We start from the raw sequence: 21,837 nt of genomic DNA, 5'->3' as shown, positions 1-21,837 counted from the left end.
GGTGATCGGACGGTGGACGCTACAGCATGCAGCTGACGCAGCCGTCGACCTCCGTGCCCTCCAGCGCGAGCTGGCGGAGACGGATGTAGTAGATGGTCTTGATGCCCTTGCGCCAGGCGTAGATCTGCGCGCGGTTGATGTCGCGGGTGGTCGCGGTGTCCTTGAAGAACAGCGTGAGCGAGAGTCCCTGGTCGACGTGCTGCGTCGCCGCGGCGTAGGTGTCGATGATCTTCTCGTAGCCGATCTCGTACGCGTCCTGGTAGTACTCCAGGTTGTCGTTCGTCATGAACGGCGCCGGGTAGTAGACGCGGCCGAGCTTGCCCTCCTTGCGGATCTCGATCTTCGACGCGATCGGGTGGATCGAGGACGTCGAGTTGTTGATGTACGAGATCGAGCCGGTCGGCGGGACGGCCTGCAGGTTCTGGTTGTAGATGCCGTGCTCCATGACCGAGGCCTTGAGCGCACGCCAGTCGTCCTGCGTGGGGACGGCGATGCCGGCCTCGGCGAAGAGGCGGGCGACGCGGTCGGTCGCGGGCGCCCACTCCTTCTCGGTGTAGGTGTCGAAGAACTCGCCCGAGGCGTACTTCGAGTCGGCGAAGCCCTCGAAGGTGGTGCCGCGCTCGATCGAGAGGTTGTTGGAGGCGCGCAGGGCGTGGAACAGCACCGAGTAGAAGTAGATGTTGGTGAAGTCGATGCCCTCCTCGGATCCGTAGTGGATCCGCTCGCGGGCGAGGTAGCCGTGCAGGTTCATCTGGCCGAGGCCGATGGCGTGCGACTTGTCGTTGCCGTCCTCGATCGAGCGCACCGAGGTGATGTGCGACTGGTCCGAGACGGAGGTCAGGCCGCGGATCGCGGTCTCGATGGTGCGGCCGAAGTCGGGCGAGTCCATCGTCAGCGCGATGTTGAGCGAGCCGAGGTTGCAGGAGATGTCCTTGCCGATGGTGGCGTAGGACAGGTCCTCGTTGTAGGTCGTCGGGGTGTTGACCTGGAGGATCTCGGAGCAGAGGTTCGACATGTTGATGCGGCCCTTGATCGGGTTCGCCTTGTTCACCGTGTCCTCGAACACGATGTAGGGGTAGCCCGACTCGAACTGGATCTCGGCGATGGTCTGGAAGAACTCGCGCGCCGAGATCTTGGTCTTCTTGATGCGCGGGTCATCGACCATCTCGCGGTACTTCTCCGAGATCGACACGTCGCCGAAGGGCACGCCGTAGACGCGCTCGACGTCGTAGGGCGAGAAGAGGTACATGTCCTCGTTGTTCTTCGCGAGCTCGAACGTGATGTCGGGCACGACGACTCCGAGGGAGAGCGTCTTGATGCGGATCTTCTCGTCGGCGTTCTCGCGCTTGGTGTCGAGGAAGCGCAGGATGTCGGGGTGGTGCGCCGAGAGGTACACCGCTCCCGCGCCCTGGCGCGCGCCGAGCTGGTTCGCGTAGCTGAAGCTGTCCTCGAGGAGCTTCATCACGGGGATGATGCCCGAGGACTGGTTCTCGATCTGCTTGATCGGGGCGCCGGCCTCGCGGATGTTCGAGAGCGAGAGGGCGACTCCGCCGCCGCGCTTGGAGAGCTGGAGGGCGGAGTTGATGCCGCGGGCGATCGACTCCATGTTGTCCTCGATGCGCAGGAGGAAGCACGAGACGAGCTCGCCGCGCTGCGCCTTGCCCGTGTTGAGGAAGGTCGGGGTCGCGGGCTGGAAGCGGCCGGCGACGATCTCCTCGACGAGGGCGATCGCGAGCTTCTCGTCGCCCTGGGCGAGGCCGAGGGCGGTCATCACGACGCGGTCCTCGAAGCGCTCGAGGTAGCGCTTCCCGTCGAAGGTCTTGAGCGTGTACGACGTGTAGTACTTGAAGGCGCCGAGGAAGGTCGCGAAGCGGAACTTCTTCGAGTAGGCCAGGTCGTTGAGCTCCTGGATGAAGTCGAACGAGTACTGATCGAGCACGGCCTGCTCGTAGTACTCCTTCTCGACGAGGTAGTCGAGGCGCTCCTTGAGCGTGTGGAAGAAGACCGTGTTCTGGTTGACGTGCTGCAGGAAGTACTCGCGAGCCGCCTCGCGGTCCTTGTCGAACTGGATCTCTCCGCTCGGGCCGTACAGGTTCAGCATCGCGTTGAGCGAGTGGTAGTCCATCTGTGCGGCGTCGCGGGGAGCGTCGATCACTGCTGCGTCCAAAACGTGTCCAATCCTTCGTCGACGGCGCGGACGTCGTCAGGGGTTCCGAATACTTCGAGGCGGTAGAGGTGCGGCACCGTGCACTTGCGCGCGATGATGTCGCCGGCGAGGCAGTACGCCTCGCCGAAGTTCGTGTTGCCGGCGCCGATGACGCCGCGGAGCAGCGAGCGGTTGCGCGGTTCGTTCAGGAAGCGGATGACCTGCTTGGGGACCGCTCCCCCGCCGTTGCCGCCGCCGTAGGTGGGGAGGACGAGCACGTAGGGCGTGTCGACGTGGAGCGTGTCGAGCTTCGTCCCGTCGCGCCGGGCGTGCAGCGGGATCCGCTGCGCCGGGCGCCCCAGCTTCTCGATGAAGCGGTGCGTGTTGCCCGAGCTGCTCGAGAAGTAGACGAGTCCGCTCATGTCCCGCCCCTCCCGTGTCGTGGTGGATCCACCGTCGGTCCGGGGCAGAGCCTGCTCACCCGGACCGACGGAGCATGAGGGCCGACCGATCAGGCGCCGAGCGTCGCGATCTTGTCGGGGCGGAAGCCGCTCCAGTGGTCGTCGTCCGTGATGACGACGGGGGCCTGGAGGTAGCCCAGCGCCTTGACGGCCTCGAGGGCCTTCTCGTCGACGGAGAGGTCGAACACCTCGTAGTCGATGCCCTTGCTGTCGAGGGCGCGGTAGGTCGCCGTGCACTGAACGCAGGAGGGCTTGGTGTAGACCGTCACGGCCATGCGTGTCGTCCTTTCCGGGAGGTGTCCTGGGCCGGCTCCAAGGCTTCCCGTCGGCGTGCCGATCGGGGTGGGAGGCGGTCGTGGGTGGTACGTCTGTGGTGGTGCGGGGCGCCGGTGGGGCGTCCGCTCCGACCTGCTCAGCAATACTACATATAGGGGGGCGCCCGACGGGGGCCCACTAGGGCTAGTAGTTACATTCGTGTAGTTATCCACCGCTCCCTCCCCGATCCATCCACAGGCCGGAGCCCGCGGATCCGCGGGAGGACGCGGATCGCCGAGAGTTATCCACCGCTGTGGAGGAGCCTCCGGGGTTCCCTGTGTACAACGCTCGTCGGCGTGTCGCTGTTCCCGACATCCGGGGTCGCGGGCAGGGGGCGACCACCACATGTAGGGGTCGCCGGGTGTCCGTATCCATGCCCGAACGCTACGCCCGACCACCGACACCGGAGGCGAGACCCCGCGCGACGGCGCGCAGGTGGGGCAGCGGGTCGGCGATGGCCAGAGCGGTGGATCCCGCCGCCTCGGTCAGCGACGCGGCGGCGGCGAAGCCGGTGGCGGGCGCCTGGATCGCGCCGGCGACCAGCATCGCCCGCGCACCCGCCGCCCGGGCCAGCCCGAGCAGGTAGGACGGCACCTTGCCCGCCATCGACTGCGCGTCGAAGCGCCCCTCGCCCGTGATCACGAGGTCGGCGCCCTCGACCAGCGCCGGCAGCCCGAGCGCCTCACCCACGGCCGCCGAGCCCGGGGCCAGTCGCGCGCCCCACGCCAGCAGCCCGAAGCCGGTCCCGCCCGCGGCACCGGTGCCCGCCTCCTCCGGGTCCGCGTCGAGGTGCGCCGCGAGGTGGCGGAGCCCGTCGTCGAGGCGCAGCACGTCGTCGAGGGTCGCGCCCTTCTGCGGGCCGAACACGTGCGCGGCACCGGAGTCGCCCAGCAGCGGGTTCGTGACGTCGCTCAGGATGCGCGCCCCTCCGCTCGGCACGGGCCGGAGCGCGTGCAGGTCGACCGCCGCGAGCTCGTGCAGCGCACCGCCTCCGTCGCCGAGGTCGTGCCCCGCGACGCTGACGAAGCGGGCGCCGAGCTCGCGCAGGGCGCCGACACCGCCGTCGGTCGAGGAGCTGCCGCCGATCGCGAGGAGGAGGGCGCGCGCGCCGGCGTCGAGAGCGGCGGCGATCGCGCTGCCGAACCCGCGGGTGTGGGCGGTGAGCGGGCGGAGCGGGTCGAGCAGCGTGATCCCGCTCGCGGACGCGAGCTCGACGACCGCCGTGCCGTCCGGGAGCAGCAGCCACGCGGTCTCGACCGGGCGGTCGTCCGGGCCGACCACCGTGAGCGTGCGGCGGCGCGCCTCCGGGACCGCGACCGCGAACGCGTCGACCGTGCCCTCTCCGCCGTCGGCCATCGGCGCGAGCACGAGCTCGTCCCCCGGCCTCGCCTCGCGCCACCCGGCGGCGAGCGCCTCCGCCACCTCGACCGCGGTCGCGGACCCCTTGAAGGAGTCGGGGGCGATGACGACGCGGAGGGCTGCACTGCTCATGCGGCCCAGTCTGGCAGCGGAGGGTCTGCGGCTCGACCTGTGGAGAACTCCGGCGGGCCTCGCCCGGCCTCGGGCAGGATGTCGCGATGCGCCGTCCGTCGCCCCTCCCCGACGCCCTTCAGGGCCGTCCGTTCTCAGTGGCGGAGGCGGAGGCCGCGGCGGTCAGCGGCAAGCGGCTCCGCGCCTCCGACCTCGAGTCACCCTTCTCCGGGGTCCGCGCGCCCCGCGGAGCAGCGTCGTCTGTCGTCGACCGGGCTCGGGCTCTCGCGACCGTACTGCCGGAAGCCGCGGTCTTCAGCCATCTCACCGCAGCGCGGATCTGGCCGCTCCCGCTTCCCGCCGAGGCTGCGGGTGAGCCCGTGCATGTCGCGGTCCGTCACCCGGAGCGCGCCCCGAGGCGGCGCGGCGTGACCGGCCACGCGCTCCGCGACCCGGAGATCCGCGCGGTCCGTCGCCACGGGTTGCGGGCCACGGACGGCGCGAGCCTGTTCTGCCATCTGGCCCTGTCACTTCGGTTCGAGGATCTGGTCGCGGTCGGCGACGCGCTGGTGCAGGTGCCTGTCCACGGCGACGGCTCGGATCCTCGGCCCTGGGTCTCGATCGACATCCTGCGCCGTCGGGTCGAGCACTACTCCGGCCCCGGGTGCAGGGCGGCCCGACGGGCACTCGCCGCGGTGCGCGTGGGGGCCGAGTCGCGGCGCGAGACACTCCTGCGCCTCGTGCTCCTCGGAGCCGGGCTCCCCGAACCCGAGCTGAACATCGAGGTCGTCGACGAGGAGGGTGTGATTGGACGCGTCGATCTCCTCTTCCGCGACTGGGCGGTCGTCGCCGAGTACGAGGGCGACCACCACCGGACCGATCGCGAGCAGTGGGACCGCGACATCCTCCGCTACGAGCGGCTGGTCGCGGCCGGGTACGCGGTCGTCCGCATCGCGGACGCCTCGTTCTCGCGAGACCCCGCCGGCTGCGCGGCGCGAGTTCGCTCGCGCCTCCACGCCGCAGGCTGGCGCCCCGCGAGCTGACCGCTGCCACCGATCGACCTCTGCTTCGTGACGCGCGCTCCTCCTTCTCGCTCACCCGGCGACGTGCCACGAGCGAGCAGCCGACCCCACGTTCGACAGTCCTCGCCCCTCCACCGCAGCCGACAAGGCGAGAACTGCCGAACGGGCGAACCGAGAGCGAGCGCCCAGCCGCCCATCCGGCACGATCCGCCCCTCCGACCGGCCGGAGTGGCCACAGATCGTCGAACTGTCGCGCCGAGCGCGACCGACCGGCCCCGCGTTCGACAGTCCTCACCCCTCCGCCGCCGTGCACTGGGCGAGCGCTGGCGAATGGCCTCTCCGTCCCCAGCGGGGTTCGGCACTTCTCGCCAGTTCCACCGCCTCGAGCAGGCGAAGACTGCCGAATTGCCGATCCTCCTCTCCCCCGCGGTCCGCCCAGGCTCTGCCCCCACTCCTGAAGGCGGTCCGCTGGTCTCCATGCCGTCGCATGCAAGGCGGAGGACGCGATACCGGAGGTATCGCAACCGACGACAACGCCCCAGCCGGCGGCGCGGAGACCCGCGGACCTAGACGGGGGTCGCGAGGCGGAAGCCGCGCTTGATGACGGTGGCGACCAGCCGCGGCTCCGGGAGCGCCTGGCGCAGCCGGCTGATGGCGACGTCGACCGCGTGGTCGTCGAGCGCCTCGGGGGCGGAGGCGGCGAGCACGTGCCGGGCCACGGTCGCGCCCTCCGCCGCGACGAGAGTGCGGAAGAGCGCGAGGGCGACGGGTGTGAGGGCGACGCGGGTGCCCGCGAGCACCGCGTGGCGGCCGCGCAGCTCGAGCAGGCCGTACTCGGTGTCGATGCGGGGTGCGGACTGCTCGAGGTGCTCGCAGGTGAGGCGGATGAGGGCGCCCATCCGGAAGCGGTCGGGCACGATCGGGAGGATGCCCGCGTCGACGAGGGGTGCGGCGGTGACCGGGCCGACTGCCGCGGCGACGACCCTCTCGCGGAAGGCGGCCTGGAGGTCGTCGAGGCGCCCCGCCGCCTCCGCGACGGTGAAGAGGGCGTCGACCGCGGGAGCGCTGGTGAAGGTGACGGCGTCGACACCGCCGCCGCACACCGCGTCGATCAGCCGGAGGACGCGCGCGGAGTCCTCGTGCGCGCTCCAGCGGTAGGGGGCGGCGGTCAGCACGCTCGCCCCGGCGGCGGCGAGCCGCTCGAGCTGCGCCGGGTCGGTGAAGCCGTGCAGCTGCACGGCGATGGTGCGGCCCTCGACCCCCTCGCGGAGGGCCAGGTCGACGAGGGAGGTGGTGGTCTCGCGCTCGCTCATGCCGTGGTCGTCGAGCCCCGCGGCGCGGATCGCCCCGCGCGCCTTGGGGCCGCGGACGAGGATGCGCGCGCCCGAGAGCGCGTCGGTGAGTCCGTCGCCCAGCCCTGCGGCGTCGGCCGCCTCGAGCCAGCGGCGCAGGCCGTAGGAGGTGGTGGCGAGCAGCACGTCGGGCCGGGCGGCGATGATCGCGCGGGTCTCGTCCTCGAGGACGCCCTCGGTGTCGACGGCGCGCATCCGGATCGTCGGTGCGTGGGTGACGTCGGCGCCGCGGCGCTCGAAGGCGGCGATCAGGTCCTCGGAGCGGCGGTCGGATGTCACTCCGATGCGGAAGCCGTCGAGCTGGTCGGGGCGGAAGCCCGGGGACGGGTCGAGGTCGGTCATCTGCGGCCCCCTGGCGTCTCTCACGTGGTCAGGGCATCGACCGCGCGGGCGATGCTCTCGGGATCCCCAGCATCATCGCATGCGGCCTGCCGCACGACCTCGCCGATGACGATCACCGCGGGCGAGCGCGGGGCGAGCCCGGGGAGCAGCCCGAGGACGCCTCCGACGGACGTGATCGTGGTGCGCTGGTCGCGCGACCAGCCCCGCTCGACGATCGCGAGCGGCGTGTCGGGGGTCGTCCCGGCGCGCTGCAGTCCGGCGACCAGGTGCGGGAGGGTGTTCACGCCCATCAGCACGACCAGCGTCCCGCCCAGGCCGGCCAGGTGCCCGAGCTCCTCCTCGCTGAAGGGCGCGTGGCCCGAGACCACGGTGAACGCCCGGCTCACCTCGCGGTGGGTGACGGGGATGCCGGCGGCGGCGGGCACCGAGATCGCGCTGGTGACCCCGGGGACGATCGTGAACGGGACTCCGGCGACGCGGCACGCCCGCACCTCCTCCGACCCCCGGCCGAAGACGAACGGGTCGCCGCCCTTGAGGCGGACGACGTCGAGGCCGTCGAGGGCGCGCGACACCATCAGGCGCTCGATCTCGTGCTGGGGGACGGCGTGATGCCCGGGGGTCTTGCCCACGTCGACGAGCTCGGCGCCGGGGGCCCAGTCGGCGAGTCCGTCGTGCGGGCCCAGGCGGTCGAAGAGCACGACGTCGGCCTCGCGGAGGGCTCGGCGCGCGGCGAGCGTCATCAGGTCGGGGTCGCCCGGGCCGCCGCCGACGATGCTGACGTGCCCGATCGGCCGGTGGGCGGCGGGCGCCTCGTCGACGATCCAGAGCCCGTCCCCGGCGAGGGCGGCGCGGTGGGACGCCTCCCCCTCTACCCAGACGACCAGGTCGGGGCGGACGGCCCGGTCCCCCGGCTCCTCGGTCCGGGACACGACGGCGCCGGCCGCGCGGTAGCGGGCGAGCACGCGTCGCGCTCCGGAGGCGGTGCCGACGACGAGGACGCGGCGCCCGGTGAGATCGAGTGCGAGCTGCATCAGGCGTCCTTCCCCGGCATCCCGACCGGGATCGTCGGGCCGGCCACGAGCACCGGCCCGTCAGGCCTCTCATCGCGCCCGGCCGGCCGCGACTGCCCGCGCTCGCGCACCGTCGCCACCCGCGGGTCCGCGGTGTCGGGAGCGTTCACGAAGGAGCGGAAGCGGCGGAGCCGGTCGGGGTCGGCGAGGGTCGCGGCCCACTCGTCGACGTAGGTGTCCACGTGCGTCGCCATGGCGGCCTCCAGTTCGGCGGCGATCCCGAGGGAGTCCGCGCAGACGACGTCGCGCACGTGCTCGAGCCCGCCGGGGAGCTCCTCCTGCCAGCGCGCGGTGCGCTGCAGGCGCTCGGCCGTGCGGACGTAGTACATCACGTAGCGGTCGATGTAGCGCACGAGCGTCTCGTCGTCGAGATCCTGCGCGAGCAGCTGCGCGTGCGCGGGCTGGTAGCCGCCGTTCCCGCCGACGTAGAGGTTCCAGCCGGTGTCGGTGGCGATCACGCCGATGTCCTTGCCGCGGGCCTCGGCGCACTCGCGGGCGCAGCCGCTGACTCCGAGCTTGAACTTGTGCGGCGAGCGCAGGCCCCGGTAGCGCTCCTCGAGGAAGACCGCCATGCCGACCGCGTCCTGCACGCCGTAGCGGCACCAGGTCGAGCCGACGCACGACTTCACCGTGCGCAGCGACTTGCCGTAGGCCTGCCCCGACTCGAAGCCCGCGTCGACGAGGAGGCGCCAGATCTCGGGGAGCTGCTCGAGGCGGGCGCCGAACATGTCGATCCGCTGGCCGCCCGTGATCTTCGTGTAGAGGCCGTACTGCTCGGCCACCTCGGCGATGACCTTGAGCTTCGCGGGGGTGATCTCGCCGCCCGGGATGCGCGGGACGACCGAGTAGGTGCCGTCCTTCTGCATGTTGGCGAGGGCGCGGTCGTTGGTGTCCTGCAGCGGTGCCTGGCCCCCGTCGAGGATGTAGGCGTTGGTCTGCGTCGCGAGCACGGACGCGATCACCGGCTTGCAGACGTCGCAGCCGAGCCCGGAGCCGAAGCGCTCCATGACCTGCTCGGCCGAGTGCAGGCCCAGGATGCGCACCGACTCGAACAGCTCGCTCCGGCTGAGCGCGACGTGCTCGCAGAGGGCGCGCGAGACCTCCACCCCGGCGCGGGTCAGCTCGGTGTCGAGCAGCTTCTTGACCAGCGGCACGCACGACCCGCACTGGGTGCCGGCGCGGGTGCAGGCCTTGAGCGGGCCGAGCTCGGTGCAGCCCTCGCCGATCGCGTGGCGCACGTCGCCGACCGAGACGTTGTTGCAGGAGCAGAGCTGGGCGTCGTCGGGCAGGTCGCCCGAGGGCGCCTCGGCTCCGGCCGCCGCGAGGTAGGCGCTCGGCTCGGCGGGCAGCTCGCGGCCGAGCAGCGGGCGCAGGGAGGAGTAGGGGCCCGCGTCGCCGACGAACATGCCGCCGAGCAGCGTGCGGGCGTCGTCCGAGACCACGATCTTCTGGTACAGACCGCGTGCCGGATCGGCGTAGACGACCTCGAGCGCGCCCTCGCCCGCGCCGAGCGCGTCGCCGAAGCTGGCGACCTCGACGCCCGAGAGCTTGAGCTTCGTCGCGTCGTCGACACCGGGGAAGGTCGCGTCGCCGCCGAGGAGGCGGTCGGCCACGACCTCGGCCATCGCGTTCGCCGGCGCGACGAGGCCGACGGTGCGGCCCTCGATCGCCGCGACCTCGCCGATCGCCCAGACGTGCGGGCGGCTGGTGCGGCAGGCGTCATCGACCGCGACGCCTCCGCGCGGCGCGACCTCGATGCCGGCGGCGCGGGCCAGCTCGTCGCGGGCGGTGATGCCGATCGAGAAGACGACGAGATCGGCGCTGATGCTGCTGCCGTCGGTCGTGCTCACCCCGAGCACCGTGCCGGTCGGCGAGGTGAGAACGGCGGTGGGGCGCGTGCCGAGGTGCAGGCTGATGCCCTGTGCGGTGATGATGCGGCCGAGGGCCTGGCCGGCGCCCTCGTCGAGCTGCGCGCTCATCAGCCAGCGGCCGGAGTGGATGAGCGCGGTGCGCGCGCCGAGCCGGTGCGCGCCTCCGGCGGCCTCGAGGCCCAGCAGCCCGCCTCCGACCACGACGACGTTGGCGGGGCGGCCCCTGCGGAGGCGGAACGCGGCGAGGTCGGCGACGAGCGAGTCAACGTCCTCGAGGGTGCGGTAGACCCGGCCGTGCTCGGCGCCGTCGATCGGCGGCACCGTGGCGGAGGAGCCGGTGGCGAGCACGATCTCGTCGCCGTCGACGACGCGCCCGTCCTCGAGCTCGACGCGGAGGCGCTCGGGGTCGATCGCAGTGACGCGGGAGGAGGTGACCAGTCGCGCCGACTCCCACAGCGCACCCTCGCCGAGGGTGAGGTCAACGGCGCCCTCCAGGCGCTTCGAGAGCGCGACCCGGTCGTACGGGTGGTGCGCCTCCTCGCCGAAGACGGTGATGTCGAGCGGGGTCGAGGCCCGCGCGACCAGCGCATCGACGAGGCGGTGCGCGGCGGGACCGGCGCCGACGACGAGCACGCGTCGGGGTGCTGCGGGGATCGCTCCTGGAGTCATGCCCCCACCGTAGGCACGCACCGTTTCGCGGCCGTTGCCCCGACGTAACACCGTGTGACCGGCGTCTCACGAGAGCCATCGGCCACCGTGAGGGCTTCGTTACGCCCGCGACACCGGCGGCGTGCTCCGGCGAAACGTGGCCTCTCTAGCGTGGCCTCACCGCCTCCGATCGGATGCGGCCACGAGACCCTGCCGAGGAGGCGCGACGATGACCGTGCTCGACGCACCCGCCACGACCTGGGCGCCGGTCTGCAACCGGCTCGAGCTCGAGCCGCTCTGGGGCGAGGCCGCCCTGGTCGGCGGCGTGCAGCTCGCGCTCTTCCTCCTCCCCGACGGCCGCGTCTTCGCGGTGTCGAACCTCGACCCGGCGACCGGAGCGGCCGTGCTCTCGCGCGGCATCGTCGGATCCCGCAGCGTCGACGGAGCGCAGCGGCCGACGATCGCGTCGCCGCTGCACAAGGACGTCTTCGACCTCGAGACCGGCCGGTGCTACACGAAGGAGCACCTGCACCTCGCGACCTGGAGCGTCCGCGAGGTCGACGGAGTGATCGAGGTGGCCCAGCGGACCGCGCTCGTCGCCGCCTCGCACGGCACCTCCGACGACGACGGCCGCCGGGCGGTGGCCGCCCTGGTCGATGCCGTGCGGCGGGCGAACCCGGCGGTCGACGTCCTCGACTCCTTCGTCGACGTGCAGCAGCCCGACGTTCCGGCGGTACTGGGCACTCTCGAGCCTGGGCGCGCCGCCGTCGTCGTCCCGCTCCTGCTCTCGGCCGGCTACCACGTGCACGTCGATCTCGCCGAGGCCGCGACGGAGGCCGAGCGGCCGGTCCGCGTGTCGGGCGCCCTCGGCCCCGACCCGCGGCTCGCCCGGGTGCTCGCCCGGCGTCTGCGCGAGGCGGGGCTCGCCGACGGCGACCGCGTCGTGCTCGCGGCCGCGGGCTCGAGCGACGCCGACGCGGTCGACGACTGCTGGACCACGGGGCGCCTGCTCGCCGCCGAGCTCGGCCGCGAGGTCGCCGTCTCGTTCATCTCGGCCGCCGAGCCGCGGGTCCCGGAGGTGGTGGCCGCCGAGCGCGCCGCCCACGCCGGCGCCCGCGTCGTCGTCGCGACCTATCTGCTCGCGCCGGGCTACTTCGCCGGCCTCGCCGCCTCGGCCGGCGCCGACCTGACCTCGGCCCCCCTGCTCACCGCCGTCGACCCGCCCGCGCGCGAGCTGGTCGACATCGTCTCGGAGCTGTTCGGCCGGAACGCCTGAACGCTCCGCTCCCGCACCACCGCACCTCCCCCCCCTTCCCGGGCGCTCTCGCGCGCCGACCACCTCCCGGAGGACCACGATGACCGCTGCACCCCCGACCACCGCCCCCGCCCCGATCGCCGCCTCCGGCCTCACCCGCCGGCCCGGCCGCTGGATCGACGGCTGGAACCCCGAGGACCCGGCGCAGTGGGAGGCGGAGGGCCGCTCGGTCGCCGCCCGCAACCTGCGCTGGTCGATCTTCGCCGAGTTCCTCGGCTTCGTCGTCTGGCAGCTCTGGTCCGTCGTGGTCGTGCAGCTGCCCGCGGCGGGCTTCACGTTCGACACCGGGCAGATCTTCTGGCTGATCTCGATGCCGAGCCTCGTCGGCGCGACGCTCCGCATCCCGTACACCTTCATGGTCCCCCGGTTCGGCGGGCGCAACTGGACGATCGTCTCGGCGGGACTCCTGCTCATCCCGAGCATCGGCCTGGCCCTGGCGGTCGGGAACCCCGAGACCCCCTTCGGCGTGATGCTGGTCGTCGCGGCGCTCGCCGGCTTCGGCGGCGGCAACTTCGCCAGCTCGATGGCGAACATCACCTTCTTCTACCCGTACGCCCAGAAGGGCTATGCGCTGGGCCTGAACGCCGCCGGCGGCAACCTCGGCGCCTCCGTGGCGCAGCTGATCGTGCCGATCGCGATCACCCTCGGAGCGGCGGCGACCCTCGATCTGCCGCTCGCGGGCTGGATCTGGGTGCCGCTGATCGTCGTCGCAATGGTCGGCGCGTACAAGCGGATGGACAACCTCTCCACCGCCAAGGCCGACGTCGCCGCCTCCCTGGCCGCTCTGCGCGAGCCGCACCTGTGGCTGCTCGCCGTGCTCTACATCGGCACCTTCGGCTCGTTCATCGGCTTCGCCGGAGTGTTCCCGAAGCTCATCGCCGACACCTTCCCCGAGTACTCGTCGTTCGCGGTCGGCTCGGCGACGCTGACGCTGGCGTTCCTCGGCGCGCTCGTCGGCTCGCTCGCGCGGCCCTCCGGCGGCCGGCTGGCCGACCGCTTCGGCGGCGCCCCCGTGACCATCGCGGCGTTCGTCGCCATGGGCGCGGGCATCCTCGGAGTCATCGCGACACTGCCCCTGGGCAGCTTCTGGCTGTTCCTGCTCGGCTTCCTCGTGCTCTTCGCCGCGGCCGGCATCGGCAACGGGGCGACCTACCGGATGATCCCCACGGTGTTCGCGCTCCGGGCCCGCGAGAAGGGCGGCGACGGAGTCGGAGCCCAGCGCACCTCCGCGGCGGCCCTCGGCCTCGTCTCGGCGATCGGCGCCTACGGCGGCTTCGTGATCCCCCAGCTGCTGGGCTACTCGAAGACCACCTTCGGCGACTACACGACGGCGCTGGGCTGGTTCGTCTGCGCCTACGCGGTGATGCTCGCCCTCACGGCGGGCGTCTACCTCCGGCTGTCCGCGAAGACGGGGACCCGGATCTGACGATGACGCCCGCGCCCGCCCCGACCGACTCGCACTGCCCGTACTGCGCCCTGCAGTGCGCGATGACGCTGACGCCCGCCGACGGCGCGACGCCCGTGACCATCGCGGGCAGGCAGTTCCCCACCAACCGGGGCGGGCTCTGCGCCAAGGGCTGGACCGCCGCCGAGCTGCTGGCGAGCGGCCAGCGGCTCCGCGCCCCGCTGATGCGCGCTGCCGACGGCGAGCTCCGCGAGGTGTCGTGGGCCGAGGCGCTGGACGCGGTCGCGGAGGCGGTGCGCGGCGTGCGCGAGCGGCACGGCGCCGATGCGGTCGCCGTCTTCGGCGGCGGCGGGCTCACCAACGAGAAGGCCTACCAGCTGGGCAAGTTCGCGCGGATCGCGCTCGGCACCTCCCGGATCGACTACAACGGCCGGTTCTGCATGTCGTCGGCCGCCGCCGCCGGCAACCGCGCCTTCGGCATCGACCGCGGCCTGCCGTTCCCGGTCGCCGATCTCGACGACGCCGACACGATCCTCCTGCTCGGCTCGAACGTCGCCGCCACGATGCCGCCGTTCCTCGCGCATCTGGCCGGTGCCCGCTCCCGCGGCGGTCTCGTGGTCGTCGACCCGCGCCGCTCCGCCACCGCCCGCCTCACCGAGGACGGCGCGGGGACGCACCTGCAGCCCGCCCCGGGCACCGACCTCGCGCTGCTGCTCGGGCTCACCCACCTGGTGCTCGCCGAGGGGCTCGCCGACACCGCGTACCTCGCCGCTCGCACGACCGGGTTCGACGCGGTGCGGCGCAGCGTGTCGTCGTGGTGGCCGGAGCGGACCTCCTCCGTCACCGGCGTGCCGACCGAGCTGCTGCGCAGCACCGCGCGGCGGCTGGCCGAGGGGCGCGTGTACGTGCTCACCGGGCGCGGGGTCGAGCAGCACGTCGACGGCACCGACACGGCGACGGCCGCGATCGACCTCGCGCTGATCCTGGGGCTCGTCGGCCGGCCGGGATCCGGCTACGGGACCCTCACCGGCCAGGGCAACGGCCAGGGCGGCCGCGAGCACGGGCAGAAGGCCGATCAGCTGCCGGGCTACCGCTCGATCCGCGATCCGGAGGCGCGCCGCCACGTCGCCGCCGTCTGGGGCGTCGATCCCGAGGTCCTCCCGGGCGCCGGCCTGCCCGCCGTGGCCCTGCTCGCCGAGCTCGGCCGCTCGGTGCACTGCCTGCTGGTGCACGGCTCGAACGTGGTGGTGTCGGCGCCCGACGTCCACGCGGTGCGCGCGGGGCTCCGCGCGCTCGACACGCTCGTCGTGTGCGACTTCTTCCTCTCCGAGACGGCCGCGCTGGCCGACATCGTGCTGCCCGTGCCGCAGTGGGCCGAGGAGGAGGGGACGATGACCTCGCTCGAGGGCCGCGTCCTGCGCCGCCGGAGGGCGATCGACCCGCCCGCGGGCGTCCGCAGCGAGCTGTGGATCCTGAGCGAGCTGGCCCGCCGCCTCGGGGCGCCGGGCACGTGGTCGACGAGGCCCGCCGAGGTCTTCGACGAGCTCGCCCGCGCGTCGGAGGGCGGCCCGGCCGACTACTCCGGACTCTCGCACGCCCTGCTCGACACGGGAGTCGAGGCCTACTGGCCGTACCCCGCGGGCAGCACCGGCACGCCGCGCCTGTTCGGTGAGCGCTTCGGCCACCCCGACGGGCGCGCGAGGCTGGTCGCCGTGACGGCGCGCTCCGCCCCCGTCACCGACCGCGGCGACGAGCTGACGCTCATCACCGGCCGCTACCTGCAGCAGTACCAGTCGGGCACGCAGACGCGCCGCGTCGCCGAGCTCGACGCCGCGCGCCCGGAGGCGCGCCTCGAGATCCACCCGGCGACCGCTTCGCGCCTCGGCGTGAGCGACGGCGCACCGGTCGTGGTCGGCAACGTCCGAGGAGTCGTGCGGGCGCGGGCCGCGGTGACGGCCGACATCCGCCACGACACCGTGTTCCTGCCGTTCCACTACGCGGGCGAGCAGTGCGCGAACCTGCTGACCGAGGCGGTCGTGGATCCGGTCTCGTCGATGCCCGAGTTCAAGCGCACGCGGGTCTGGGTCCGCGCGGAAGGGACCACCGATGCCTGAGCCTCTCCGGATCCTCCTCCTCGGCCACGGCCCGGTCGGGTCCCGCTTCGTCGAGGAGCTGCTGCCGACCGTCCGCTCCGGCGCGGTCGCGCTGACGGTGGTCGGCGCCGAGAGCGACGACGCGTACAACCGCGTGCTGCTGGCCGAGTACGCCGTCGGCCGAGCCACCCGCGAGCGCCTCGACCTGGGCGACCGGATCGCGGCAGAGAAGGCGGGGGTCGTCTTCCGGCTCGGCGCCGCCGCCGTCGGCCTCGACCGCGCGCGCCGCGTCGTGCGGCTGCACGACGGCGAGCGCCTCCCCTACGACCGCCTCGTCTTCGCGACCGGCGCGCGCGCCAATGTGCCCACCCTCGCCGGGATGGAGCGGTCGCGCCGCGATCGCCGCGCCCGCGCGGACTCACCGGAGACCCTCGACCGCGGAGCGAGGCCGCTGCCGGAGCGCGTCGTCGCCCTGCGCGACCTCGACGATGCGCGCGTCGTCCGCGAGGCCGTACGGGCGGGGTCGCGCATCGTCGTGCTGGGCGCGGGGGTGCTCGGCGTGGAGTTCGCGCTCGCGGCCGCCGAGCAGGGCGCCGAGGTGGTGGTCGTCTACCACGGCGACATCCCGATGGGCCGCAACCTCGATCACGGGGGCGGGCGGATGCTCGCCGCGGCCGCTCGCGCCGCCGGCGTCGAGATGGTCTCGCACGCCCGCTCCGAGAGCGTGCTGCTGGCCCACGACGAGCTCGGCCGCGCGCACTTCCAGGCGCTGCTCTGCGCCGACGGCAAGCAGATCGAGGGCGACCTGCTCGTGCTCTCGTGCGGTGTCGGCGCCCGGACCGAGCTCGCGGCGAGCGCCGACCTCGCCGTGTCGACCGGGATCCTCGTCGACGAGCACCAGCGCAGCTGGAGCGACCCCGCCGTCTTCGCGATCGGCGACTGCGCGCACGTCGCCGCGCCCGGCTCCGCTCTGCCCGACGGCCGCGTCCCCGGCGGCCCGAGCGGACTCATCGGCCCGGGCTGGCAGCAGGCGGACCGCCTCGCGGCGCGCCTCGGCGCGGAGGCGGAGGGCCGCCCGGCCGACGAGCGCGTACCGGAGCCGCGCCCTGCGGTCGTGATGCTGAAGGCCGAGGGCGTCGACCTGGTCGCCGGCGGCGACGCCTCCGCCGAGCCGTGGGATGCGGCTCCCCACGCGACGGGCTGCTCCGAGCACGCGGAGGTGACCGTCTGGGCCGACCCCGCCCGCGGTGGCTACACGAAGCTCGTCACGGTCGGCGGCGTGCTGCGCGGATTCGTCTCGGTCGGCCTGCCCCGCGCGGGCGCCGAGCTGACGCTCCTGTTCGAGCGCGGCTCCGAGCTGCCGGCCGACCGCTCGAGCCTGCTCCGCCTCGACGCACCCGACGCCGGGGCGGCGCCCACCGGCGACCCGTTCGCCCCCGAGGCGACCGTCTGCTGGTGCAACGGCGTCTCGGCCGCCGCCATCACCGACTCGATCGCGGCCGGCGCCGGCACGGTCGCGTGCGTCGGAGCCGCCACCCGCGCGGGGACCGGCTGCGGCGGCTGCGCGGGGCGCATCTCCGAGCTGCTGGCCCGGCTCGCCGTGCCGGCCTGATCCCGCCGCCCGCCCGGCCCCGTCAGGCCCCGCTCGGCTCCAGCGCCTCCGCGAGACGGCGGGTGACCGCGCGCAGCTCGAGCTCGACTCCGCGCAGGCGCTCCTCGGCCAGCTCGGCCCTCTCGTCGACGGCGGCGAGGTGGGGCGGAGTCGCGGTCAGCACCTCGTCGGCCGACGCGCGCCACGAGGCGACCGAGTCGCGCAGCTCGCCCGTCGTCGCTCGGACGTCGTCCAGCTCCGCCCGGAGCCCGGCGATCTCCTCCCGCACCGCGGTGATCTCGCCCCGCAGCGCCGCGGTCTCGCCGCGCACCTCCTCGGTGCGCAGTCGCGCCTGCTCGAAGTACGGGGCCACCAGGCGGTGGACCGCCTCGCGCAGGGCCGCGCCGCCCCGGCCGAAGCGGGTCGGCACGGAGCCGGGGTTCTCGCGGTAGTCGTGGTCACTGGTCATCGTCGTCGTCCCGTCCGGAGAGCCGGCGGTGGAGCTGATCCATCGCCCGCCGATCCTTGTCCATGATGTCGGCCTCGAGGCCGGTGTCGCCGGTGCGCTCGGCGAGCCCCGGTCGGCTGCGGCGCTCGAGAGAGCGCTCGAGGAGCTCGACCGAGCGCTCGAACGACAGCGGTCCGCGGGCGGCCGCCCGTCCGCGGCGGCCGAGGGCCTCGAGATCCACGGCTCCCGAGACGACGTCGCGCATCGCTTTGAGCAGCGAGGCCGTCGACCGGGTGATCTTGAGGCAGTCGACGCCGTCGATGAGGAACTCGGCGACTCCGCTCGATCCCGTCACGATCGGCACGCACCCCGCCGCCGCGGCCTCGACCGGGGCGACGCCGAACGCCTCCCCCGCCCAGGTCGGGAAGAGGAACGCGTCGGCCGCTCCGTGCGCCGCCAGCACCTGCTCGCGCGGTGTCGGACCGTGGAACTCGACAAGGCCGTCGAGACCCGCCTCCGACGCGCGCGCCCGGTAGCCGTCGACGTCGCCGTCGCCGTAGAGGTCGACGCGGAAGTCGCGGGTCTCCTCCGCGAGCAGGGCCGCCGCCTCGAGCACCAGCTCGACGCCCTTGTGCTCGCCGAGCGACGCCGCGAAGGTGAAGCGCGTGATCCCGCCCTCGCGGTACCGGCGGGGCTCACCGGAGTCGGGCGGCACGCTCACGCCGCGGCCGATCACCTCGACCTCGCCCAGCTCGAGCCCGCCCGCCTCGATCGCGTCGACGAGGGAGCGGCTGACCGCCACGATCTCCCCGCGGTCGAAGTGATCGGCGGCGTCGGCGCCGTAGACCTCCAGGACGCGCTCGGGGAGCCCGTCGACGAGCGCGTTCGGGATCCGGTCGCCCAGGTTCCACATCCAGCCGGCGTCGACCGTGCGCAGGAGGTCGATCAGGGCGAGCCCGCCGAGCCCCAGGATGTTGAACGCGACCACGTGGGTCGGCGCGAAGTCGCGCAGCTCCTCGAGCAGGATGCGGGTGTTCTCGAACCGCGACACCGCGCTCTCGTGGTGCATCAGCTGCACGATCTCGCCGCCGGTCTGCGGCAGCGGGAAGTAGGTGCGCAGTCCCAGCGTCCGGTGAACCTCGACCGGCGAGGCCTCCGGAGGCAGGTAGGTCGGCGTGGTCAGCACGCGCACGGCGTGCCCCCGGGCCGCCATCGCCTCGGCGACGCGGGCGCAGGTCATCTCGTAGCCGCCGAGCACCTGCGGCGGGTAGAGGTTGCTGAGGAACAGGAGTCGCATCGGTCCTTCCGGGTCCGTCACAGGGCACCGCGCCCGGCATCGGCGGCGATGCGCTCGGTGACGGCGGGGGTGTAGGTCGCACGTGCCTGGCGGTCGTTGCCGCCGTCCCAGTAGTTGACGAGGTAGAGCCCGGACTGCTGGGTGCGCGGCACGAACGGGAACAGCTCCGCCTCCGGCTGGATCTGGGCGATCCGGTAGCCCGCGTCGACCGCGCGCACGTGCAGCCAGATGTCGTCGGCGTCCGGAGCGACCTCGCGGAACGCGTCGCCGTGCGCGGCCACCGCCTCCATCAGCTCGCTCGGGAACAGCTGGCCCGAGACGGAGGTGCCGAAGACGTCGAACCCCGCGCGGGTGTCCTCGACCGGGCGCCAGCTCGTGTAGGGCGCGACGACACCGTCGACGACCGCGACCCGGTGCGCGCGGTAGCACAGCACCGTCTCGCGCGGGTACCGCGCCCGGGCGTCGAGCAGCCCGCGGAGCCAGTGCCGCGGGTAGACGATGTCGTCGTCGGAGGTGACGAGATCGCGCTCCCCGGCACGACCCGAGAGCAGGTGCGGGTAGTACTTGGTGTGCACGCGGTGGCCCTCGACGAGGTGGATCTCGAGGCCGCGCCGGCGGAGGCGCTCGAGGCTCGCGGGCAGCGCCGCGACGAGCGCCGGGTCGTCGAGCCAGAGGGCCAGGCGGGCCGGTCGGGCGGAGCCGCGCGCGATCGACTCGAGGGCGACGTGCACGCGGTGGATGCGGTCGCCGTGCGTCGTCATGGTGACCACGACCTCGCCGCCCGGATCGGTCACCGGGCGGCGAGAGAACCGGTTGGCGAGCTCGAGCACCAGCAGCTCGCGGCGGAACGCGAGGGAGCGCGGGTGATCGATCGGGCGGGCGGCGACGGCCGCGGCCCGGCGCTCGCGGAGCCCCCCGGCGACCGCGAGGATCCGCGTCCTCGGTCGCACCCGGCGGCCGAGCGCGGCGAGCCTGGTCCGGGGACGGAGTCGTCGGCCGAGCGCGGCGAGGGCGGGATGCATCGATCCAGGATAGTCAGGACGCCCTGGGCGCCCCGTGCCGGTCAGGCGGCGTCGAACGTCGCGTACGCCCGCACGGGGAAGGTCCCGAAGCCGCGCACCTTCGGCGGGACCGCGGTGAAGCGCGCGCCGGTGGGCGGCAGCGCCCCGAGCCCGGTCAGGTGCTCGACCACGTGCACGCCCGCCGCGAGCAGGCGGCTGTGCGCCGGCCGCGCGCCGGGGCCCTCGGTGTCGTCGATGTTGAGCGAGTCGATGCCGACCAGCACCGCACCCGCGGCCACGAGGGCCGCCGCCCCCTCCTCGGTGAGGTACGGGGCGCCGTGCGCGTAGGCCGGGGTGGCGAAGTGCGCGTCCCAGCCGGTCGAGAGCAGCACCGCCCAGCCGCGGACGTCGAGCCCCGCGAACGCCTCCGCCTCGATCGCCCGGCCGCTCCCCCTCCTGTCGACGACGACCGCCGGAAGATCCACGAGCGTCTCGAGCTCGAGGTCGGCGAGGTCGCGCCCGCCCTCGTAGCGGTGGAACGGGCTGTCGAGGTACGTGCCGGTGTTGCCGAGCATCTCGATCACGTCCATCGCGAACTCGGTGCCCGGCGCGTACGCGGCGCGCGACGCCTCCCGCGTGAGATGCGGGCGGATGCGCGGCGCGGGCAGCCCGGGGTAGGTCACCAGGCCGTCCGAGACGGTGTGGCTGAGGTCGACGATGCGGCGTGCGGAGGAGGTCATGCCCCGATCCTGGCAGTGGCAGTATCACCGCGTCCCGCGAAGAACTGCCACCGCCCGTCCGGATCGGGACACGGACCGACCGCTACTTCTTCGGCAGCGCCGCCGCCAGGTCCGCGATCAGGTCGTCCGCGTCCTCGAGCCCGACCGACAGCCGCACCAGCGACTCCGAGACCTCGAGCGGCGTGCCCTTGACCGAGGCGTGCGTCATCTCGCTCGGGTACCCGATCAGCGACTCGACCCCGCCGAGCGACTCCGCGAGCTGGAACAGCGTCGTCGACTCCGCGAACTTCCGCGCCGCGCGCGGCGTCGCCAGCTCGAGGGAGATCATCCCGCCGAAGCCCGACATCTGGCGCTTCGCCAGCTCGTGGCCGGGGTGCGTGGGCAGTCCCGGGTAGTGCACGGCGGTGACGGCCGGGTGCTCGACGAGGAACTCCGCGACCGCCTGCGCGTTCTTCGAGTGCCGCTCCATGCGCACCCCGAGGGTCTTGATGCCGCGGACGGTGAGCCACGCGTCCATCGGGCCCGAGATCGCGCCGACCGCGAACTGCAGGAACGCGACCTTCTCGGCGAGCGGGCCCGAGCGCAGCGCGAGAGCGCCGCCCACGACGTCCGAGTGCCCGCCCAGGTACTTCGTCGTCGAGTGCACGACGACGTCGGCACCCAGCGCGAGCGGCTGCTGCAGAGCGGAGGAGGCGAAGGTGTTGTCGACGACGACGATCAGGTCGTGCGCGTGGGCCAGGTCGGCCAGCTCCGCGATGTCGCTGACGGTCATCAGCGGGTTCGACGGCGTCTCGACCCAGAGCATCTTCGTCTCGCCGGGGACGATCGCCCGCTGCACCTCGCGCAGGTTCGACATGTCGACGGCGGTGTTGCGGATGCCCCACGCGCCGTGCACCCGGTCGATCAGCCGGTGGCTCCCGCCGTAGGCGTCGTTGCCGAGCACCACGTGGTCGCCGGGGGCGAGCGCCGCGCGCAGCAGCGTGTCCTCGGCGGCGAGGCCGGACGAGAAGGAGTAGGCGACGTCGGCGCCCTCGAGCGAGGCGATCAGCTCCTGCAGCGAGTCGCGGGTCGGGTTCGCCGAGCGGGCGTACTCGTAGCCGCCGCGGAACCCGCCGATGCCGTCCTGGACGAACGTCGAGGTCATGTAGACGGGCGGGACGACGGCGCCGGTCGTCGGGTCGAACTCCTGACCGGCGTGGATGGCGCGGGTGTCGAAGTGCTGCTTCTTGGGCATGGCTGCGTGCTTTCCG

Annotated in this window: 17 protein-coding genes; 5 read left to right on the top strand and 12 right to left on the bottom strand. The window is 73.4% G+C overall.

Annotated elements, in window-relative coordinates; translation table 11 throughout:
* Positions 1–19 precede the first annotated feature (19 nt).
* The 4 genes from nrdE to GSU68_RS04675 form a co-directional block, all read right to left on the bottom strand.
* On the bottom strand, positions 20–2,125 hold the full coding sequence (gene nrdE / locus GSU68_RS04690) for a class 1b ribonucleoside-diphosphate reductase subunit alpha (RefSeq protein ID WP_159910129.1): 2,106 nt from the start codon (positions 2,123–2,125) through the stop codon (positions 20–22).
* A gap of 26 nt (positions 2,126–2,151) precedes the next feature.
* Complete coding sequence (nrdI, locus tag GSU68_RS04685) at positions 2,152–2,568, bottom strand: class Ib ribonucleoside-diphosphate reductase assembly flavoprotein NrdI (protein WP_159905921.1); 417 nt, start codon at positions 2,566–2,568, stop codon at positions 2,152–2,154.
* 89 nt (positions 2,569–2,657) lie between these two features.
* On the bottom strand, positions 2,658–2,882 hold the full coding sequence (gene nrdH / locus GSU68_RS04680) for a glutaredoxin-like protein NrdH (protein ID WP_055791091.1): 225 nt from the start codon (positions 2,880–2,882) through the stop codon (positions 2,658–2,660).
* Positions 2,883–3,306: 424 nt separating this feature from the next.
* Positions 3,307–4,413: a glycerate kinase gene (locus GSU68_RS04675; RefSeq protein WP_159905920.1), complete on the bottom strand. Its 1,107-nt coding sequence runs from the start codon at positions 4,411–4,413 to the stop codon at positions 3,307–3,309.
* Between the two features lie 407 nt (positions 4,414–4,820).
* Between GSU68_RS04675 and GSU68_RS04670 the strand changes: the two genes are divergently transcribed.
* Complete coding sequence (locus GSU68_RS04670; RefSeq protein WP_208544650.1) at positions 4,821–5,435, top strand: hypothetical protein; 615 nt, start codon at positions 4,821–4,823, stop codon at positions 5,433–5,435.
* Positions 5,436–5,980: 545 nt separating this feature from the next.
* Here GSU68_RS04670 and GSU68_RS04665 read toward each other — a convergent pair.
* From GSU68_RS04665 to nirB, 3 genes are read right to left on the bottom strand one after another with little or no spacing between them, the layout of a single operon-like run.
* Positions 5,981–7,108: a uroporphyrinogen-III synthase gene (locus tag GSU68_RS04665; RefSeq protein ID WP_159905919.1), complete on the bottom strand. Its 1,128-nt coding sequence runs from the start codon at positions 7,106–7,108 to the stop codon at positions 5,981–5,983.
* Positions 7,109–7,128: 20 nt separating this feature from the next.
* Positions 7,129–8,139 (bottom strand): uroporphyrinogen-III C-methyltransferase, encoded by a 1,011-nt coding sequence (gene cobA / locus GSU68_RS04660; protein WP_159905918.1) that lies wholly within the window; start codon positions 8,137–8,139, stop codon positions 7,129–7,131.
* Positions 8,139–10,718, bottom strand: a complete 2,580-nt coding sequence (gene nirB, locus GSU68_RS04655) for a nitrite reductase large subunit NirB (RefSeq protein ID WP_159905917.1) — start codon at positions 10,716–10,718, stop codon at positions 8,139–8,141. The genes cobA and nirB overlap by 1 nt, the downstream gene beginning before the upstream one ends.
* A 208-nt stretch (positions 10,719–10,926) precedes the next feature.
* Here nirB and nirD point away from each other — a divergent pair, with 208 nt between their 5' ends.
* The 4 genes from nirD to GSU68_RS04635 all read left to right on the top strand — a co-directional run bounded on the left by nirD (position 10,927) and on the right by GSU68_RS04635 (position 17,122).
* Positions 10,927–11,973 (top strand): nitrite reductase small subunit NirD, encoded by a 1,047-nt coding sequence (gene nirD / locus GSU68_RS04650; protein WP_159905916.1) that lies wholly within the window; start codon positions 10,927–10,929, stop codon positions 11,971–11,973.
* 79 nt (positions 11,974–12,052) lie between these two features.
* On the top strand, positions 12,053–13,438 hold the full coding sequence (locus GSU68_RS04645; protein WP_159905915.1) for an MFS transporter: 1,386 nt from the start codon (positions 12,053–12,055) through the stop codon (positions 13,436–13,438).
* A 2-nt stretch (positions 13,439–13,440) separates the two neighbouring features.
* Positions 13,441–15,531, top strand: a complete 2,091-nt coding sequence (locus GSU68_RS04640) for a molybdopterin oxidoreductase family protein (protein WP_159905914.1) — start codon at positions 13,441–13,443, stop codon at positions 15,529–15,531.
* On the top strand, positions 15,524–17,122 hold the full coding sequence (locus GSU68_RS04635; RefSeq protein WP_159905913.1) for an FAD-dependent oxidoreductase: 1,599 nt from the start codon (positions 15,524–15,526) through the stop codon (positions 17,120–17,122). The genes GSU68_RS04640 and GSU68_RS04635 overlap by 8 nt, the downstream gene beginning before the upstream one ends.
* Positions 17,123–17,144: 22 nt before the next feature.
* Here GSU68_RS04635 and GSU68_RS04630 read toward each other — a convergent pair whose 3' ends face one another.
* The 5 genes from GSU68_RS04630 to GSU68_RS04610 all read right to left on the bottom strand — a co-directional run bounded on the left by GSU68_RS04630 (position 17,145) and on the right by GSU68_RS04610 (position 21,821).
* Positions 17,145–17,570, bottom strand: a complete 426-nt coding sequence (locus GSU68_RS04630; RefSeq protein WP_159905912.1) for a hypothetical protein — start codon at positions 17,568–17,570, stop codon at positions 17,145–17,147.
* Positions 17,560–18,846, bottom strand: coding sequence for a glycosyltransferase (locus GSU68_RS04625; RefSeq protein WP_159905911.1), 1,287 nt, complete (start codon positions 18,844–18,846; stop codon positions 17,560–17,562). The genes GSU68_RS04630 and GSU68_RS04625 overlap by 11 nt, the downstream gene beginning before the upstream one ends.
* Positions 18,847–18,863: 17 nt before the next feature.
* Positions 18,864–19,868: a glycosyltransferase gene (locus GSU68_RS04620; RefSeq protein ID WP_159905910.1), complete on the bottom strand. Its 1,005-nt coding sequence runs from the start codon at positions 19,866–19,868 to the stop codon at positions 18,864–18,866.
* Between the two features lie 41 nt (positions 19,869–19,909).
* Positions 19,910–20,587 carry a cyclase family protein gene (locus GSU68_RS04615; RefSeq protein WP_159905909.1) on the bottom strand — a complete coding sequence of 226 codons (678 nt, stop codon included), beginning with the start codon at positions 20,585–20,587 and terminating at the stop codon, positions 19,910–19,912.
* An 82-nt stretch (positions 20,588–20,669) separates the two neighbouring features.
* Entirely contained in the window at positions 20,670–21,821 is a 1,152-nt protein-coding gene (locus GSU68_RS04610) for a cystathionine gamma-synthase (protein WP_159905908.1), read from the bottom strand.
* Between the last annotated feature and the right edge of the window lie 16 nt (positions 21,822–21,837).

It is taken from the genome of Rathayibacter sp. VKM Ac-2759, assembly GCF_009834225.1.
Lineage (GTDB): Bacteria > Actinomycetota > Actinomycetes > Actinomycetales > Microbacteriaceae > Rathayibacter.
This window is presented reverse-complemented; position numbering and strand designations above follow the sequence as displayed.

Coding starts and splice junctions, on each gene's coding strand:
- GSU68_RS04665 (WP_159905919.1), bottom strand. CDS start 7,108: ATGACCGACCTCGACCCGTCCCCGGGCTTCCGCCCCGACCAGCTCGAC.
- nrdI (WP_159905921.1), bottom strand. CDS start 2,568: ATGAGCGGACTCGTCTACTTCTCGAGCAGCTCGGGCAACACGCACCGC.
- nirD (WP_159905916.1), top strand. CDS start 10,927: ATGACCGTGCTCGACGCACCCGCCACGACCTGGGCGCCGGTCTGCAAC.
- GSU68_RS04640 (WP_159905914.1), top strand. CDS start 13,441: ATGACGCCCGCGCCCGCCCCGACCGACTCGCACTGCCCGTACTGCGCC.
- nirB (WP_159905917.1), bottom strand. CDS start 10,718: ATGACTCCAGGAGCGATCCCCGCAGCACCCCGACGCGTGCTCGTCGTC.
- GSU68_RS04645 (WP_159905915.1), top strand. CDS start 12,053: ATGACCGCTGCACCCCCGACCACCGCCCCCGCCCCGATCGCCGCCTCC.
- nrdH (WP_055791091.1), bottom strand. CDS start 2,882: ATGGCCGTGACGGTCTACACCAAGCCCTCCTGCGTTCAGTGCACGGCG.
- GSU68_RS04625 (WP_159905911.1), bottom strand. CDS start 18,846: ATGCGACTCCTGTTCCTCAGCAACCTCTACCCGCCGCAGGTGCTCGGC.
- GSU68_RS04675 (WP_159905920.1), bottom strand. CDS start 4,413: ATGAGCAGTGCAGCCCTCCGCGTCGTCATCGCCCCCGACTCCTTCAAG.
- cobA (WP_159905918.1), bottom strand. CDS start 8,139: ATGCAGCTCGCACTCGATCTCACCGGGCGCCGCGTCCTCGTCGTCGGC.
- GSU68_RS04610 (WP_159905908.1), bottom strand. CDS start 21,821: ATGCCCAAGAAGCAGCACTTCGACACCCGCGCCATCCACGCCGGTCAG.
- GSU68_RS04615 (WP_159905909.1), bottom strand. CDS start 20,587: ATGACCTCCTCCGCACGCCGCATCGTCGACCTCAGCCACACCGTCTCG.
- nrdE (WP_159910129.1), bottom strand. CDS start 2,125: ATGGACTACCACTCGCTCAACGCGATGCTGAACCTGTACGGCCCGAGC.
- GSU68_RS04620 (WP_159905910.1), bottom strand. CDS start 19,868: ATGCATCCCGCCCTCGCCGCGCTCGGCCGACGACTCCGTCCCCGGACC.
- GSU68_RS04630 (WP_159905912.1), bottom strand. CDS start 17,570: ATGACCAGTGACCACGACTACCGCGAGAACCCCGGCTCCGTGCCGACC.
- GSU68_RS04635 (WP_159905913.1), top strand. CDS start 15,524: ATGCCTGAGCCTCTCCGGATCCTCCTCCTCGGCCACGGCCCGGTCGGG.